The sequence below is a fragment of the Campylobacter sp. TJR-1 genome (assembly GCF_032840035.1).
GTDB classification, from domain to species: domain Bacteria; phylum Campylobacterota; class Campylobacteria; order Campylobacterales; family Campylobacteraceae; genus Campylobacter; species Campylobacter fetus.
Genome location: NZ_JAWIZX010000006.1, coordinates 115,107 through 129,841, shown reverse-complemented (window position 1 = coordinate 129,841; position 14,735 = coordinate 115,107). Strand labels below are relative to the sequence as shown.

Sequence of the window (14,735 nt, the reverse complement as noted above, 5' to 3'; positions counted from 1 at the left end):
CATGACGATACTTGAGCCTGTAGATTTTGAGCTGGTTTCTAGCGACGCTGCAAATGAGAACTACGAAGAGTGGAGTTTAAATAAAAGCGTTATAGCAGATAGCTTTTACACATATAAAAATCGTATTTATAAGGCAGCCAGTACGTTTAATGCAGACAAAACCCCAGACGTGGATGTACGGTTTGTAGATTTTGGGGCTACGAATAAATATAAATTTATAGACGAGTTTATAAACACGCAAACAAAGAATAATGGCGCTTTAAATATTGTAGTTAAGCCAAAAGATAACATAGATATAGCAACTTTTTTAGGATTAGAAGGAGAAAACCTTATGATAGAAGACTCCGTAGTGCCATTGTACTTTAGAAAAAGCAGAAATTGGTGGGAGTACTTTTACGCGGCTACAAAATATCTAAGCACTATAAACCTCCCTGTGGATACAAGAATGCAAGATCTTAGTTTTAGCATAACACCTATAAATGGTTTTGCAAAGCTTGGAATGCTTATGCTAGGTAAAAGAAGGCATATAGGGCATACTCTATCTGGTGCAAAAAGTGGGCTTGTAGATTACAGCAGAGTAACAAAAGACGCGTGGGGCAACGCCACCATAATACCAGGGAAAACCGCAAAAACAGCAGAGTGCAGCGTCGTGATAGAAACACAAGATATAGACTATATAAGGGACTTTGTAAGTAAGTTAGCAGGAGTTCCTACCGTTTATCTGCTCGACGATAACATAAACAAAAATATAGGCGCATTTACTGTCTATGGAATGCTTAAGGATTTTAGCATTTCAACAGTGAGTCAAGAAAAATCGGAACTAAATTTATTAATAGAAGGGCTAATATAATGCAAGTTTTAACAGCGCTCCCAGAGCCACCAAGTAGTAAAAACACAACCCAATTTGATGCCAAAGCAGATGCGTTTGTAAATGCCTTGCCAATTTTTACGCAGCAGATAAATACGCTAAGCGCACAAATACAAGAGGAGTTCCAAACCGTTGCAAATAACGCTACTGCAGTAGCTACGCAGCTGCAAAACGTGAAAGACTACGCAAATATTTCCGCTGCAAATTTAGCCCAAAGCATAGATATAAGAGACTCTTTTGCTTTAAATTTAGAAGAGTTAAAAAGTATAGATACGCATTGTAAAAACATAGAGCAAGACTTAATGCTAAAAGAAAAACAATATGAGCTTTTTTTGCAGAGCAAAGATAGCTATATGGCAGATTTAGAGTCTCTAAAAACCACGTTTTTGCAAGCCATAAGCGGAACGCAGCTTAGCGCATATATAACAAAAACAGAGTTTGTGGATCTAACAAGAGCTATGGAGGAAAAAGTAAATAACGCTATTACAGATCTAGAAAACAAAAACAAGGTTTTTATAGAAAATAATAGCAACTTTTTAGCAAAAAAATAATGATAGGAGGGATATAAATGGAGGTTATAAAAGAGTTTTATAAAGGCAGTATAAGCGCTACAACTGATGTTTTAGAGCCGTCTGAAAATACACGCTTTATAAGCAATATTTTTATAAAACAAAAAAGCAATGCAGCAAAGGTATCTATAACCTTAAATGAGGAACCCATAAGCCAAAATTTTATTATGCAATATGGTGATGCAAATATAGTGGAGGCAAATTTAGTCCTTGCAAAAGGAGATAAGCTAGGTATAAGCGTGGATAATAAGCTAGAAGATGACTTTAACCAAGCTCTTATGCAAAAACTTATAGCAATAATGGCTACAGGAGAAAAATTTTGCGATATAAAAAATGGGTTTATGCTAACCACTAAGCCTGTAATAAGCGGCTCTAACACGGTCAATGAGTATTGCATTTATGATTTTAATTTAAAACAGATATATAGTATCAAGCTAAATATCGATAATAGTAATAAAATATATATGCTAAATAACGGAGTTATATTTTATGGCTCTAGTAACGTATTTTTTAACTTTTTAACTAAAAAAGCAGAACAGCTCTCTGGCATAGCGTCTGGCTCTTTGTTCCGCGTAGGAGCTCACGCTGCTATTTATAAAAAAACAGATACCGCCTCTTGCGTGTTTTTAAATAGTGGCAAACTAAAAGAGATTCCACTTACACCTAGCCATTATAATGTCCAAGCTATATATAATAATTTTTTGATAACTTACAAGAACAATGCTAACGCTGTAAATCTAGTCACGGGCGCTTTAATTTCTAGCCAAAATTCCCAAATAATGATGAATGTGCTTAATAATTTAGTGTATCTGCACAATACCTCTAGCTTTAACACTAAAGTTTATAGTATAGACAAGTTTGAGCAGATTATTAATGCTAAATTTGAAAGCACAGGTATTAATGCACTTTGCGAATATCAAGCCACCGCATCTTTGCGCTATAACGTTTGTAACACAGGAGTAGTAAGCGTCCCAACGTCAAATTCTATAATTTATGGCAAAGATGGAGTTATAGCAGAGTTTAGTAAGCCAAGTGGGACGCAAGGCTCTAGCGTAGGCGCTACAGACGGAAAACTATTTTTTCTACCTCTAAATAATAATAAGCTAGGCGTGTATGCGAGCGACGCGGAGAAGATAGCGGAATTTGATTATGATTTTGGGAGCAGTCTTACTACAACTAAAGTTATATCTGGGAAAGACGTTATTTTGGTTCTTACAGGAACACAAAACGCGCATTTTTTGTACGATAAAACCCTTAAAACATTAACTCCAATAGTACTAAATCCGGTATATACACTAATGGGAGACGACAAAAACGGATATGAAATTTTAGATTCTGAAGGCAATAGCCATTATTATAACTTAGGAGATAAGGAGCTATCTCAAAGAGCGCGAGGAAAGCCAGAAGTTTTTGTAAAAATCGACGGTGTGGAAATAAGCTAAAAAAAAGGAAAAAATATGAAAGTAAATAACATAGTAAGTAATAAGTTTGTGGATCTAGAGGGGATAAATCACGAGCAAGAATACAACAAAGATAGACCAGTTATAGTGCAAAGTGCGCAGATAGACTTTAGCGCTGGTAATAACTTTTTAGTCCCTGCTGGTGTTGGGACTAATCTAAGTTTTAGTGCTAAGAACCAGGAGTTATTTAAAAATGTTGGTAAAACTGGATTTATAATGGTATATACAACGGTTGCCGGGTTTAGCTCTGCTTTTAAAGTTATAAATCCAGAATTTGTTATAGCAAGTTCTGCTACTAACATTTACTCGTATTTTATAAATCCTATAGATGGCAAAATCTGCATAAAATGGGGGGGGGTTATAAGCTAATATGAAATTTCAAGATGCTTTATTTTCCGATAAAATATTCAATTTTATTGATATTCCGGCTAATGCATACACAAACAACACGAATTTTTCAGGGAAGTTCGTACCGCAGTATGTAAGTAGCATAGGAGACTATGCGTTTTATCTTAACAACTTTAGTACACCTTTATATTTTCCATATTGTAAAAATATAGGAGATTATGCGTTTTCTCGCAGGGAATATGACAGTATTATTAACTTAAGATTTGGCGATGTAGATACTATCGGCAAATTTGCTTTTTACTTAGATGGATACAATAAAACCTGGGGAAATTACAGATTAAGCTTCGGAAATGTAGGGACTATAGAATCAAACGCTTTTTAATACGGCTTATTTAAATACTAAAGTTGATGTAACTTTTTGCAATGTAGGTATTATAAAATCACACGCGTTCGCCGCAAATATGTTCACAACTGATGTTGATAAAGGGTTTAGATTTAAAAATGTAGATAGAATAGAGTCCGGAGCATTTAATGGCTTTAACGGCTCTTTTCACGGCGTCGCCAGTTTTGAAAACGTTAGAGTTATAGAAAATGGTGCTTTTAACGGACAAAATTTTAGCGTATTAAAATTGCCAGATAAATTTAGAACAAGAGCGGAGCTAGTCCGTATAGGCGTGGGCAACCTAGATATGTTTAAAATAGACTAAACAAAAATAAAAAAGGAAAAAAATGAGAATTTACAACTTAGAAACAAAACAGATAGAGGACAAAGAGGTCCTAATAGACACTAGCGGTACTTGGCTATTTGCAGGTTGTGGAAGAGAGTTTCGACAATGAGCTGGAGATTTTAGAGTATAAAGAGATAGACGGGGTCTATAGAGGCGTAAAAAAGGAACGTGAGGATAAAGCAGATATTTTAAAATTTAGGGCGTATGAGTTATGGAAAGCAAATCGTGCAAACGCTGTAGAAAGAATAGAAGTTACGCTAAATAACTGCAAACTATATGACTCAGGTGACGTTGATGATTCTGTAATTTTTCAGGGCGATGAAACTAGCCAAAACCGCATAGCAAGGGCGCTAAGCGTAGCTAGTAGTGCGAATCTAACTAGCACTCTTTGGACTGCTAAAAATAACAAAGTTTATGAGTTAAAAATAGAACAACTTGCGCAAATCTTGCTAAAAGCAGGACAAGCTCAAACTCAAATTTGGAATACAGACAGACCGGAGTAAAAAATGCAAAAAGAACTTTTGTTTGAAAAATTTGAAAACGATATGCGAAAAAGAACTAGATTTATGAGATTTTTATTGGCTTTGGATCAAATGGCTAATGTGGTCTTTTGGAATGGAAGCCAAGATGAAACAGTATCTAGCCATATCGGGCGGCGCATTAAGGCTAACAAAGCAACTTTTTTTGATAAGAAACTATGTTGCTTTCTAAAAAAACTTGAGAGAAACCACTGTGATAACAGCTTAGGAGAGTAAAAAAAATGAACTATATTTACACTATTTTAGGAGTTCTTACGGTGGCTCTTTTGATTTATTTTAATTCAGTTATAAGCAAACTTGAGCTGGAAAACACTAGCTTAAAAAGCAGTCTCAACACCGCTACTTTATCAAACGAGAGCTATGAAAAAACACTCGAGATTTTAAGCAGTGATTATCAAAAAGGGTTAGAAGTTTTAGCAAATTTAAAACAAGAAAAACAAAAGGAGATTAGGTATGTTACACAGGTCAAAGAGCGCATTATTAAGGATAACAACTCTACTTGCATTGACGCTATTAACGCTATTTATGCAAGGCTGCACGAGCAAAGAGATAGTAATAAGCAAGCCATTAGAGATGCCAAAAATTAGCTTTATCCCTGTTATCGCCCAGATTCCATTAATGGACTTTAACCGCAGCGCAAAAACAGAGCAAGAAGCAGCTTTAATGGCGTGGGATTTATACACTTATATAAGAGAGCTAGAATTAAGCGTGCAAAGCGTAAAGGAGATGAAATGAGTAACTTTTACGAAGAAATTTTAAAACTGCTGCTTAGCTTAACCCCTGCGCTATTGTATTTTATAATGGAGGTGCTTTAATGGGAGAATTTTTAGAGAGATTGTTAGACAATTTGGGAGTGTATAAATACGTTTTTATTATAGGGATAATCGGCGGAGTTCTAAGCGTTTTTCAAAAAAAGAAGCTAGATCACTGCTCCGGGAGTAAAAAATGTATTTTTTTAGGGCTTATTTTAGATACCACAACAGCTCTGTTTGTGGGGTATATAGGATTCGAAATCGCGTTTTATTTCCTTGGAAAGCAAGGTATAAGCGTAGGTCTTGCAGGGCTTAGTGCGTGGGCTGGAACGGACGCTATTGTTGCTTGGGAGAAGAAGTTAATAGCGCTTTTAACTAATAATAAATTTGGAGGTAGGGATGGCGAATTTTAGAAAAAGTATGGAAATTTTGTTTAATAACCCACATGACGCTTTACACAAAAATAAGACAGAAAACGGCTTTACTTTTATGGGAATTTACCAGGGAGCACACGCTAGCTGGAGCGGCTGGGATATCGTAAAAAACGTCCTTTCTACAAACGCAGATATAAAAATAGCATCTAAAATTTTATATGAAAACAAGATTTTAAAAAAAATGGTTTTTGATTTTTACGAGCGTGAGTTTTGGGATAAAATGAGGCTAAATGGCGTAGAAAGCCAGATCATAGCCGACGAGATATTCTGCTTTGGGGTAAATGCAGGGGTAAAGACAGCAGCTAAGTTAGCACAAAAGCTAGCTGGAGTCCAGCCTGATGGTATTATAGGCATTAAAACCTTGTCTGCTTTAAACCTAGTCGATGAAGATAAATTTAGTTTGCAATATGACAAGTTAGAAATTCAGCACTACGAGAGTTTAGTGGCTAAAAATCCTGCAAACGCTGCATATCTAAATGGCTGGAAAAACAGAGCAAACGCGGTGTAATCTTAGCACCGCGCGCAAAAAAATAACAAAAAAATTTATTCTATAAGGAACATTATGCGAAGAACTACGCTTAAAGCGCCATTTGGTTGGGTTGGCGGTAAAGCCTTGCTCGCAAAAGAGGTTATACCGCTTATGCCAGAGCACACACGGTATGTGGAAGTCTTTGGAGGAGCGCTATCGGTTTTTTACCAAAAAGAGCCTTCAAAAATTGAAGTTGTAAATGATATCAACTCAGATCTTATCAATCTACATAGGATAATCAGGAACCGCCCTGCAAGCTTGCAAGCTGAAATGAACTTACTATTTAGAAGTCGTGAGTTGTTTTTGGACATCAAAAACGGCAAATTAAAGCCAAAAAACGATATCCAAAAAGCTGCATTTTATTTCTATCTTCTTGCCACTAGCTTTGGGGCAAAAGGTGATAATTTTGCAATAGGCAATAGTAAAAGTGCTAAAAACATACACAGAGACTTTTTGCCAATTCAAAGCGTCTTAAAAGGGCTTTTATTGAGAATATGAGCTATGAAAAACTCATTAATGGGTATGATAGCAGTGATACTCTTTTTTACGTAGATCCGCCTTATGTAGGCGCAGAAAATTGCTATAAAATAACGTCTGGATTTGGCATAAACGAGCATGAAAATCTAGCCAAAATACTTGCAAACGTTAAAGGTAAATTATAGCCTTAATAGTAAATATAGAAGTGTTAAAAATGAGCTTTTGATTATGAATTTTTAAAGATTTTAAAGGCTCTTTAATAAGCCTTTAAATAGCGTTATAATCCACTATACACACCTATAAAATTCTTTAAATGCTAATGCAAGATTATAGTTAGGTTTTTAGGCATTTTTAGAGCAGAAAATAAGGCCGTTTTAACTAAAAAACGAAGATAGCTCCTCTTGTGTAAAACTTTTTAAAAGTTTATATAAAACTTGTCTATCTTCGTATTTTTTCCATCCCTGCAGCGTTTGGTATGGAATTTTAGTTATTTTTGAGAGCGTTTTATCATTTATGCTATCTTTTTCTTTTGCACAGATATCTAAAATCTCTTTTGCGCTAAATTGCGCTATAAAATCATATAGCTTTTTTCTATGCCCCTTCCCATTTTTCCAGCCATACAGGGTGCCTTGCGAAATACCTATTGCGCCTACTACTTCTTTATCCCGTAAAGGAATTATAGGAGTTTTGGCTCCAAAATTCTCTATTAAGAATTCCGGGTCTAAATTTTTAAAGAAAAGATATATATCTTTTGTGTAACCATCAGATCTCTTCCAGCTTGCTATAGTTCCATACGGAATTTTTGTTATTTCAGATAGCCGTTTATCTGTTAATTTTTTTATCATTTTAATCCTTTTTTAAGTTTATTTTAAAAGTTTGCAGATATAATGCAAATATTAGATATATTGCTACAGACGATTTTGTGTTAAAATGATTTTTTTAATAAAAATAATATCATATTTAAAAATATTTTTTAAAATATTGATTTTATTTTTCTGTTTGCTGCTGACAATTTTTGTGTTAATACGATTTTATTTATTTTTTATTAGGGAGCTTTTTAGCTCTCTAATTTCTCTCTTTTTTTATCAAACTTGTTAGATTCTCTAAAATTATACAAAGGGTACAAGTCCCGCAAACTCAAATATAGCTGTCTTTTTTGTAGTGCCATCTGGCATTGTTTCATCTACGCTTTTCCTAATAGAAAAAGTCGTACAACAAGTTATATTTTCTTTATTTTCAAATCTTTTAACTAAAAAGCAAGTAGCTCTAGGCTCTCCTGCTATTACTAAATTTATTTCTTCATTTGTTTCTTCGTATATTTTTTCTAATTCCGCTGTTAACGGCTCTAGGTGTTTTATAACACCTTCTTTCGGTATTTGTCCCCAAAGAAAGATATTTTCAGGGATTATCACGTCTTTTAGCTCTACTGGCGGTTTATGGTTTGCTACAAATATTGTTCTCATCTTTTGTCTCCTTTTTAATAATACTTCTTATATCTAAAAAAAGGTTAGAATCAATTAGGATTTTAACCTTTAGTTTTTATCTAAATAAATTCCGAAAAAGGGTTGTAGCCCATATCCTTCTCGCATTGTTCTATTAGGTCTAAAGGTACAAGTGCTTTTAATATTATCCCGTCTACTCTTTTTATGTCATCCCATTCTTTAAATATACTGCTATTATCTATTATTTCAAATTCCACTACAAAGTCTCCTTTGCCATCTGCTATGCTTCCTACATTTCCTACTTCGTATCCTTCAAATATGTCATCCCATTCACGTGCTGCATATTCTTCTAGACTTTCGTCATCTTTTGCATAACGTGCATAGTTAAAACTTATGTAATCCCAGACATCTGGAAAACCGTATGTCCCGCCATATTCGTAATCTTCTAACTCTAATTTCATTAAAATACTGTTCAAATCTTCCAGGTCTATTTTAGGTATTTCTACTATTTTCATTTCGTCCCCTTTTTTTGTTTTGTAATGGAATTATAATATATATTTACTTAAATAACACTTAAAATTATTGAAATATAAAAAATATTTTTAATAAAATAAACAATTAGTTTTTATAGAATAAAATATAATGCGTTTAGCAATAAGTACAGTATTAAAGCTAGGTATGTTTTAAGAGATCTTATGTGTGGTTTATGTGTGTAGATAGGTATTAATTTGCGTTTAAAATCGAACTATTTTTTTGTTTTTTAAAAAAGTAGTTCGATTTTAAGCTAAAAGTAGTTCGATTTTAAAAAGCGTTTTACAGATATAGCGTTTTTGGGATGCAAAATCTCGGCAAAACGCTAAAAAACTCACTTTTTTCTAAACATTTTTTGATAGATTCAGTGGAGTTAAGCTCTAAGGCTATATTTATATTGACTCCGTTTGTAATTTTTGTTAAAAATGTCTGTCTAGTGCCGACCCGTCTTCTCTTAAAATCCATTTTTTATCTGATATTTCATCTATATAGCACTCTTTATTTTGATAGTTTTTATCTGCGCAAACTACTATTAATTCATCTTCGCAAATCTTTAATTTAGATATATTTTTATTGTGAATATTGCTCTCTATAAAACCAAGATCGCATTTGTGATTTAGTATATTATCTACTATTTTAGCCGTATTTTTTATGCTAAGAGTCATATTAAATTTGCCTAAAAGATCATTCAAAACAGTTGGCAAAAGATAGTTTCCGATATTTTGACTAGATAATAGGTTTAAATTTAAAAGTCCGTTATAACGCATTTTGATTTCTATATTTTTTAAATTTAAATATACGGGTAAAATTTGTTCATAAAAAGCCTTTCCTTTTTGATTTATTATAAGATTTTTTCCTATTCTATCAAATAAATTTCCATTTAACGAGTTTTCAAGCTCTTTTAACGAGTTTGAAAGAGCAGATTGAGATATATCAAATTCCTTTGCGGCAAGACTAACATTATTTAGCTCATAAAGCTTCAGAAAATGCTCTATTTGTTTTATAGTCATGAGATATCCTTATATAAGAAATATATCATTATAACATAAAAAATATATTTTTTATATCAAAAGGTATTTAGGTATAATTGCGATAAAAAAGGAAGATATATGACACATCATAAAAAAATTTATCAAAAAAGACGTATTCAAGCGTGGATATTTATCTGTTTGCTTAGTAGTTTTGCTTATATTTTAGCTAGTACAAGTTTTTTTACTAAATTTGGTATATCTGCGCTTATTATAGCTGTAGTTTTGGGTACATTTTTTGGGAATATGGCTCATTCACTTGTTACTCTTGTGAGAAAAAGCGGAGTTTTGTCTATTTGTACAAAGCAGATTTTGCGTCTCGGGGTTATTTTGTATGGATTTAGAATAACTCTTAATGATGCACTTAGCATCGGTATCGGAGGAATCGTTTCGGCTGCGATTGTGGTTTTTAGTACATTTTTGATAGGTTATTTTGTCGGCATAAAGCTCGGATTAGATAAAAAATCAGCAGTTCTCATTAGCTCTGGATCAAGTATATGCGGAGCAGCAGCTGTTTTAGCTACCGAAAGTATAGCAAAAGGCGGTGCAAACCGTGTTGGAGTAGCTGTTTGCACTGTTGTTGTATTTGGTAGTTTGGGAATGTTTTTATATCCTTTAATTTATGGTTTTGGTTTTAGCGGACTTAGCGAAGTGCAAGCCGGATTTATGAGCGGAGTTAGCTTGCATGAAGTAGCACACGCAGTAGCAGCTGGAAATGCTATAGGAAGTTTGGCATCTGATAACGCTGTTATAGTGAAGATGTTAAGGGTTTTGATGTTGGTTCCTTTTCTTATATTTTTGTCTATTTTTAGTGCATTTTTCATAGGAGATAAAAGAAAAAGTAGTTTAAAAAGCTCTTTTCCATATTTTGCAGTCTGGTTTTTAGTAGCTTTAGTAGTCGGTTCGCTTCCGTTTTTTCCTAGAGAGTTTGCCTCTGTTTATATAAATACAGCCGATACATTTATGTTGTGTGCTGCTATGGGTGCTCTTGGTCTTACTATCACGAAAAATGCGCTTAAAAATAGTGGCAAACTTCCGTTTATTCTTGCTTCCGTATTATTTATTTGGCTTATATTTATAGGATATATTTTATCGAAATTCTTTGGATGATTTGGGTATTTTACCCAAATTTCTATTTTTTTAACTCTTTTAAAAACTCTTCAATGTTGTATTTAGTTCTATAAGTTTCACTCATAAGATGTATCATGATATCTCCTAGATCTATCACGGTCCAATCATCGCTGCTCTCAACACCTAAAAACTCTTCTCCGATAGGTTTTAACTCCGTTTTTAAATCGTCTAAAAGCGCGTAAGCATGGCGTCCCGTAAGAGTTGTGGCTATGATGACGAATTTAGCTAGATAATCTTTGTTTTGCATATCTATAATTTCAATATTTTCCGCTTTTTTTTCATCAAGTAATCTTGTAATTTTTTCTATTCTATCTTGCATTTTTTTCCTTGTAAAATTTAATAACATCTTCAAGTACGGCTTTAGGAACCTGGCAGAAGTCAAGCTCATTTCTAACTTTTGTTGATGAGATTTTAACATTTATATTTAGTTTTTGCAAATTTGAAGGAATTTCGATATCGTCTCTTGAAGCTACTACGAAATTCACTAGCTTTTTTAGTACTTTGAATTTATACCATTTTTCTAAATTTATAAGTTGATCCGCACCGATAATGAGATAGAAAATATCCGGATTATAAATTTTTTTAAAATGCAACACACTCTCTAAACTAGGCACGGCTCTGTTTTGCTCTATCTCAAATTTACTTATTTCAACTTTATCTAAATTTTGCCAAAGGGCTTCACACCAAACAAGGCGTTTTTTAGGGTCTGCGCCGAATTCTGTTTTGAATGGATTTAGATATGTTGGTATGATTATTAATTTATCTATTTTCAAATTTAAAAGAGCAGCTTTTACTATGGCGTCATGAGCATTATGCGGCGGGTCAAAACTTCCGCCAAAAATTGCAATATTCAATTTTTTTTAACCTTTTTTTTAGTAAAATTAAGTCTAATTATACCCAAAAAAGGAATAAAATGGCACTTAAAATTGCAATCAATGGTTTTGGAAGAATCGGTAGATGTGCTGCAAGAATTATTTTGAACAGTTCTGAGTATGAACTTGCTATTATAAATGATACGGCAGAGCGAAATATGACTAGATATCTGCTAAAATACGATACCGTTCATGGTGAGTTTGATAAAGAAGTAAATGTTATAAACGATGATTATATCGAAGTAGAAGGCAAAAAAATAAGAGTTTATTCTACTAGAGATATAGGAGAACTTGATCTAAACGGTATAGATGTAGTTTTAGAATGTACCGGAAAGTTTTTAACCACTGAAAAATGCGAAGCTTATTTAAAACAAGGTGCTAAAAAAGTAGTTATGAGTGCACCTGCAAAAGATGATACTCCTACTTTTGTTTTGGGTGTAAATTCAAATACTTATAAAGGTGAAAAAATAATATCAAACGCTAGCTGTACGACAAATTGTTTGGGTCCGGTTACTAGAGTTTTGGAAGATTTATACGGTATCCAAAAAGGTCTTATGACTACAATTCATGCTTATACGAACGGTCAAAGTTTGGTAGATGTAAAGTGCCGTGATTTTCGTCGCAGCAGAGCAGCCGCGCAAAATATAATCCCTACTAGCACAGGCGCGGCAAAAGCTATGAAACTTGTTATGCCGAGTTTAAATGGCAAACTTCACGGACAAAGCGTTAGAGTTCCCGTACCAAATGTTTCTATGGTTGATCTTACTGCGGTTTTGGGTAAAAGCGTTAGTAAGGAAGAGCTTAACGAAGCTTTTATAAATGCTAGTAAGACAAGCTTAAAGGGCATTATGGCTGTTGATTTTGATGAGAGAGTTAGCAGTGATTTTAACTCTTCAAGCTACTCAAGTATAGTTGCAGCGGATCTTACTCAAGTAATTTGCGGCGATATGATAAAAATCATGGCGTGGTATGACAATGAGTGGGGTTATACTTCAAGACTTATAGAGATGGCTAAATTTATAAGCGAGAGATGATATGAGCGAAATAATTTCCATAAAAGATATAAATTTTAAAAGCGGCAGCAAGGTTTTCGTAAGATGCGATTTTAATACTCCTATGGATGAGTTTTATAATATCACGGATGATAGAAGGATTCGCTCGGCTATTCCTACTATCAGATACATTTTAGATCAAGGTTGCTCGGTTATACTTGCAAGCCATCTGGGTCGTCCTAAAAACGGTTATGAAGAGAAGTTTTCTTTGCTTCCCGTAGCAAAGAGACTTAGCAGACTTATTGATCGCGAGATAATATTTGCTAATGATGTTGTTGGAAACGATGCAAAAACAAAAGTAGCAGCTTTAAAGCAAGGTGAAGTACTTTTACTAGAAAATATTCGTTTTGAAAAAGGTGAAACAAAAGACGACGTAGCTTTAGCAAAAGAGCTTAGTGAGTATGCAAATTACTATGTAAATGACGCATTTGGAGTTTGTCATAGAGCGCACTCTTCAGTGCATGCTATAACTAAATTTTATGATGAAGAGCATAGAGGGGCTGGATTTTTACTGATTAAAGAGATAGAATTTGCCAGAAATTTGATAAAAAGACCTATTAGACCTTTTGTAGCTGTTGTTGGAGGAAGTAAGGTCAGTGGCAAGCTTCAAGCACTTACAAATTTACTTCCTAGAGTCGATAAACTCATCATAGGAGGTGGTATGGCATTTACTTTTTTAAAAGCAATCGGTGAAAATATCGGAAATTCGCTCCTTGAAGAAGATCTTATAGAAGAAGCTACAAATATCCTTAAAAAAGGACGCGAGCTAGGCGTTAAAATTTACTTACCGGTAGATGTGGTCGCAGCTCAAACATTTAGCGCCGAATCAGCTATAAAATACGTCTCTACTCAAGAAATTCCAACCGGATGGATGGGGCTTGATATAGGTCCTGCTAGCGTTAGATTATTTCGCGAAGTTTTGAGCGATGCTCAAACTATATGGTGGAATGGACCTATGGGTGTGTTTGAGATGGATAAATTTAGTAAAGGTAGCATAAAAATGAGCCACGCGATTGCAGAGAGTTTTGCTACTACAGTAGTTGGCGGCGGCGATACTGCCGATGTTGTAGAGCGCGCCGGAGACGCTGATGAGATGACGTTTATCTCGACTGGCGGAGGAGCTAGTTTGGAGCTTATAGAAGGCAAAGAACTTCCTGGCGTTAAAGTGTTGCTCAAAGCTGAATCGTGAGATTTTATCGTAGCACAAAGCAGTTGCATACACAAATAAAGGATTGTTTAATAATATATGATAATAATATATCTATTCTTACTAAATTTAAAAGTAAGCATTAAAGGGTTATAAATGATATACGCGGCAAATTTAAAATGTAATCACACAAGAGGCGGTTTTTTGGAGTATGCAAAAGAGCTTGATAATAAGATGAGCGGTGAAAATGTGATAGTTTTTCCGCCTTCAAGCGCATTTTTAGAAGCTAAGTTTAAATTTGTTCAAGGCGCGCAGAACTTCTATCCGTGCGATAACGGCTCATTTACCGGAGAGATCGGTGCAGCGATGTTTGATGAGTTTGGTATCACTACTGTTTTAATAGGACATAGTGAGAGAAGAACTTTGGGCGAAGACGAGCCGTTTTTAAAGGCTAAATTTGATTTTGCGAAGCAAAAAGGATGGGACGTTATCTACTGCATAGGCGAAGATGATATAACTCATATGAACGGGAGTACAAAAGAGTTTTTAACAGAGCAGCTTGAAAATATCGACTTAGAATACGAAAATTTAGTTATAGCTTATGAGCCTATTTGGGCTATCGGCACTGGAAAAAGTGCTAATTCTGTTGTTATAACAGATATTTTGGATTTTATATCTACAAAAACAACTGCGCCGCTGCTTTATGGTGGAAGCGTAAATGAGAAAAACATATGCGATATAAAAGCTATAAAAAACTGTAACGGAGTTTTGGTAGGAACTGCAAGCTGGGACGTAAAAAACTTTATAAATTTGATAAAAGCTTAAATA

Annotated in this window: 24 protein-coding genes; 18 read left to right on the top strand and 6 right to left on the bottom strand. The window is 34.2% G+C overall.

All coding sequences use genetic code 11. The features are described from left to right. Position 1 precedes the first annotated feature (1 nt). The 14 genes from RVY88_RS07960 to RVY88_RS07895 all read left to right on the top strand — a co-directional run bounded on the left by RVY88_RS07960 (position 2) and on the right by RVY88_RS07895 (position 6,889). Entirely contained in the window at positions 2-850 is an 849-nt protein-coding gene (locus tag RVY88_RS07960; RefSeq protein WP_002850375.1) for a hypothetical protein, read from the top strand. After that, positions 850-1,419: a hypothetical protein gene (locus RVY88_RS07955; protein ID WP_002850376.1), complete on the top strand. Its 570-nt coding sequence runs from the start codon at positions 850-852 to the stop codon at positions 1,417-1,419. Before RVY88_RS07960 ends, RVY88_RS07955 begins: the two co-directional genes overlap by 1 nt. A 17-nt stretch (positions 1,420-1,436) precedes the next feature. After that, on the top strand, positions 1,437-2,879 hold the full coding sequence (locus RVY88_RS07950; protein ID WP_162167549.1) for a hypothetical protein: 1,443 nt from the start codon (positions 1,437-1,439) through the stop codon (positions 2,877-2,879). A gap of 15 nt (positions 2,880-2,894) precedes the next feature. Further along, entirely contained in the window at positions 2,895-3,266 is a 372-nt protein-coding gene (locus RVY88_RS07945) for a hypothetical protein (RefSeq protein ID WP_065842509.1), read from the top strand. 1 nt (position 3,267) lies between these two features. Then, positions 3,268-3,627, top strand: coding sequence for a leucine-rich repeat protein (locus RVY88_RS07940; RefSeq protein ID WP_162167548.1), 360 nt, complete (start codon positions 3,268-3,270; stop codon positions 3,625-3,627). A gap of 79 nt (positions 3,628-3,706) precedes the next feature. After that, entirely contained in the window at positions 3,707-3,952 is a 246-nt protein-coding gene (locus RVY88_RS07935; protein WP_162167547.1) for a hypothetical protein, read from the top strand. 107 nt (positions 3,953-4,059) lie between these two features. After that, positions 4,060-4,476 carry a DUF4376 domain-containing protein gene (locus RVY88_RS07930; protein WP_238389038.1) on the top strand — a complete coding sequence of 139 codons (417 nt, stop codon included), beginning with the start codon at positions 4,060-4,062 and terminating at the stop codon, positions 4,474-4,476. A gap of 3 nt (positions 4,477-4,479) precedes the next feature. Next, positions 4,480-4,728, top strand: coding sequence for a hypothetical protein (locus tag RVY88_RS07925; RefSeq protein ID WP_002850386.1), 249 nt, complete (start codon positions 4,480-4,482; stop codon positions 4,726-4,728). A 5-nt stretch (positions 4,729-4,733) separates the two neighbouring features. Next, positions 4,734-5,099, top strand: coding sequence for a hypothetical protein (locus RVY88_RS07920; RefSeq protein WP_002850387.1), 366 nt, complete (start codon positions 4,734-4,736; stop codon positions 5,097-5,099). Beyond that, complete coding sequence (locus tag RVY88_RS07915) at positions 5,086-5,247, top strand: hypothetical protein (RefSeq protein ID WP_158004857.1); 162 nt, start codon at positions 5,086-5,088, stop codon at positions 5,245-5,247. The genes RVY88_RS07920 and RVY88_RS07915 overlap by 14 nt, the downstream gene beginning before the upstream one ends. Positions 5,248-5,326: 79 nt before the next feature. Next, positions 5,327-5,677, top strand: coding sequence for a phage holin family protein (locus RVY88_RS07910; protein WP_002850389.1), 351 nt, complete (start codon positions 5,327-5,329; stop codon positions 5,675-5,677). Further along, a complete protein-coding gene (locus RVY88_RS07905; RefSeq protein ID WP_162167545.1) occupies positions 5,664-6,206 on the top strand; it encodes a putative peptidoglycan-binding domain-containing protein in 543 nt (180 codons plus the stop codon). Before RVY88_RS07910 ends, RVY88_RS07905 begins: the two co-directional genes overlap by 14 nt. A gap of 54 nt (positions 6,207-6,260) precedes the next feature. Beyond that, a complete protein-coding gene (locus RVY88_RS07900; RefSeq protein ID WP_251148732.1) occupies positions 6,261-6,725 on the top strand; it encodes a DNA adenine methylase in 465 nt (154 codons plus the stop codon). Then, positions 6,722-6,889, top strand: a complete 168-nt coding sequence (locus tag RVY88_RS07895) for a DNA adenine methylase (RefSeq protein ID WP_251148908.1) — start codon at positions 6,722-6,724, stop codon at positions 6,887-6,889. The genes RVY88_RS07900 and RVY88_RS07895 overlap by 4 nt, the downstream gene beginning before the upstream one ends. Before the next feature lie 189 nt (positions 6,890-7,078). Here RVY88_RS07895 and RVY88_RS07890 read toward each other — a convergent pair whose 3' ends face one another. The 4 genes from RVY88_RS07890 to RVY88_RS07875 all read right to left on the bottom strand — a co-directional run bounded on the left by RVY88_RS07890 (position 7,079) and on the right by RVY88_RS07875 (position 9,687). After that, positions 7,079-7,549, bottom strand: coding sequence for a hypothetical protein (locus RVY88_RS07890; RefSeq protein ID WP_011731905.1), 471 nt, complete (start codon positions 7,547-7,549; stop codon positions 7,079-7,081). A 264-nt stretch (positions 7,550-7,813) separates the two neighbouring features. After that, positions 7,814-8,167: a hypothetical protein gene (locus tag RVY88_RS07885; protein ID WP_162167544.1), complete on the bottom strand. Its 354-nt coding sequence runs from the start codon at positions 8,165-8,167 to the stop codon at positions 7,814-7,816. Between the two features lie 80 nt (positions 8,168-8,247). Further along, positions 8,248-8,661, bottom strand: a complete 414-nt coding sequence (locus tag RVY88_RS07880; RefSeq protein ID WP_162167543.1) for a hypothetical protein — start codon at positions 8,659-8,661, stop codon at positions 8,248-8,250. Positions 8,662-9,096: 435 nt separating this feature from the next. Beyond that, positions 9,097-9,687, bottom strand: a complete 591-nt coding sequence (locus RVY88_RS07875) for a LysR family transcriptional regulator (RefSeq protein WP_202930992.1) — start codon at positions 9,685-9,687, stop codon at positions 9,097-9,099. Between the two features lie 99 nt (positions 9,688-9,786). On the opposite strand from RVY88_RS07875, the gene RVY88_RS07870 reads away from it, so the two are divergent. Then, positions 9,787-10,815, top strand: a complete 1,029-nt coding sequence (locus tag RVY88_RS07870; RefSeq protein WP_002850311.1) for a YeiH family protein — start codon at positions 9,787-9,789, stop codon at positions 10,813-10,815. 22 nt (positions 10,816-10,837) lie between these two features. Here the strand turns inward: RVY88_RS07870 and rsfS are convergent, their stop codons facing one another. Continuing rightward, positions 10,838-11,155 carry a ribosome silencing factor gene (gene rsfS, locus RVY88_RS07865; RefSeq protein ID WP_002850309.1) on the bottom strand — a complete coding sequence of 106 codons (318 nt, stop codon included), beginning with the start codon at positions 11,153-11,155 and terminating at the stop codon, positions 10,838-10,840. After that, positions 11,145-11,690, bottom strand: coding sequence for a nicotinate (nicotinamide) nucleotide adenylyltransferase (gene nadD, locus RVY88_RS07860; RefSeq protein WP_162167458.1), 546 nt, complete (start codon positions 11,688-11,690; stop codon positions 11,145-11,147). The genes rsfS and nadD overlap by 11 nt, the downstream gene beginning before the upstream one ends. A 59-nt stretch (positions 11,691-11,749) precedes the next feature. Here nadD and gap point away from each other — a divergent pair, with 59 nt between their 5' ends. The 3 genes from gap (at position 11,750) to RVY88_RS07845 (ending at position 14,732) form a co-directional block, all read left to right on the top strand. After that, the gene (gap, locus tag RVY88_RS07855) at positions 11,750-12,742 is read left to right on the top strand and encodes a type I glyceraldehyde-3-phosphate dehydrogenase (protein WP_011732203.1); all 993 of its coding nucleotides are present in this window, start codon (positions 11,750-11,752) and stop codon (positions 12,740-12,742) included. A 1-nt stretch (position 12,743) separates the two neighbouring features. Then, positions 12,744-13,949: a phosphoglycerate kinase gene (locus RVY88_RS07850; RefSeq protein ID WP_162167457.1), complete on the top strand. Its 1,206-nt coding sequence runs from the start codon at positions 12,744-12,746 to the stop codon at positions 13,947-13,949. A gap of 114 nt (positions 13,950-14,063) precedes the next feature. After that, complete coding sequence (locus RVY88_RS07845; protein ID WP_065843841.1) at positions 14,064-14,732, top strand: triose-phosphate isomerase; 669 nt, start codon at positions 14,064-14,066, stop codon at positions 14,730-14,732. Positions 14,733-14,735: the final 3 nt, after the last annotated feature.

Coding starts and splice junctions, on each gene's coding strand:
- RVY88_RS07870 (WP_002850311.1), top strand. CDS start 9,787: ATGACACATCATAAAAAAATTTATCAAAAAAGACGTATTCAAGCGTGG.
- RVY88_RS07925 (WP_002850386.1), top strand. CDS start 4,480: ATGCAAAAAGAACTTTTGTTTGAAAAATTTGAAAACGATATGCGAAAA.
- RVY88_RS07915 (WP_158004857.1), top strand. CDS start 5,086: ATGCCAAAAATTAGCTTTATCCCTGTTATCGCCCAGATTCCATTAATG.
- rsfS (WP_002850309.1), bottom strand. CDS start 11,155: ATGCAAGATAGAATAGAAAAAATTACAAGATTACTTGATGAAAAAAAA.
- RVY88_RS07940 (WP_162167548.1), top strand. CDS start 3,268: ATGAAATTTCAAGATGCTTTATTTTCCGATAAAATATTCAATTTTATT.
- RVY88_RS07960 (WP_002850375.1), top strand. CDS start 2: ATGACGATACTTGAGCCTGTAGATTTTGAGCTGGTTTCTAGCGACGCT.
- RVY88_RS07935 (WP_162167547.1), top strand. CDS start 3,707: ATGTTCACAACTGATGTTGATAAAGGGTTTAGATTTAAAAATGTAGAT.
- RVY88_RS07900 (WP_251148732.1), top strand. CDS start 6,261: ATGCGAAGAACTACGCTTAAAGCGCCATTTGGTTGGGTTGGCGGTAAA.
- RVY88_RS07880 (WP_162167543.1), bottom strand. CDS start 8,661: ATGAAAATAGTAGAAATACCTAAAATAGACCTGGAAGATTTGAACAGT.
- RVY88_RS07910 (WP_002850389.1), top strand. CDS start 5,327: ATGGGAGAATTTTTAGAGAGATTGTTAGACAATTTGGGAGTGTATAAA.
- RVY88_RS07950 (WP_162167549.1), top strand. CDS start 1,437: ATGGAGGTTATAAAAGAGTTTTATAAAGGCAGTATAAGCGCTACAACT.
- RVY88_RS07845 (WP_065843841.1), top strand. CDS start 14,064: ATGATATACGCGGCAAATTTAAAATGTAATCACACAAGAGGCGGTTTT.
- RVY88_RS07920 (WP_002850387.1), top strand. CDS start 4,734: ATGAACTATATTTACACTATTTTAGGAGTTCTTACGGTGGCTCTTTTG.
- gap (WP_011732203.1), top strand. CDS start 11,750: ATGGCACTTAAAATTGCAATCAATGGTTTTGGAAGAATCGGTAGATGT.
- RVY88_RS07850 (WP_162167457.1), top strand. CDS start 12,744: ATGAGCGAAATAATTTCCATAAAAGATATAAATTTTAAAAGCGGCAGC.
- RVY88_RS07885 (WP_162167544.1), bottom strand. CDS start 8,167: ATGAGAACAATATTTGTAGCAAACCATAAACCGCCAGTAGAGCTAAAA.
- RVY88_RS07955 (WP_002850376.1), top strand. CDS start 850: ATGCAAGTTTTAACAGCGCTCCCAGAGCCACCAAGTAGTAAAAACACA.
- RVY88_RS07890 (WP_011731905.1), bottom strand. CDS start 7,549: ATGATAAAAAAATTAACAGATAAACGGCTATCTGAAATAACAAAAATT.
- RVY88_RS07905 (WP_162167545.1), top strand. CDS start 5,664: ATGGCGAATTTTAGAAAAAGTATGGAAATTTTGTTTAATAACCCACAT.
- RVY88_RS07875 (WP_202930992.1), bottom strand. CDS start 9,687: ATGACTATAAAACAAATAGAGCATTTTCTGAAGCTTTATGAGCTAAAT.
- RVY88_RS07895 (WP_251148908.1), top strand. CDS start 6,722: ATGAGCTATGAAAAACTCATTAATGGGTATGATAGCAGTGATACTCTT.
- RVY88_RS07945 (WP_065842509.1), top strand. CDS start 2,895: ATGAAAGTAAATAACATAGTAAGTAATAAGTTTGTGGATCTAGAGGGG.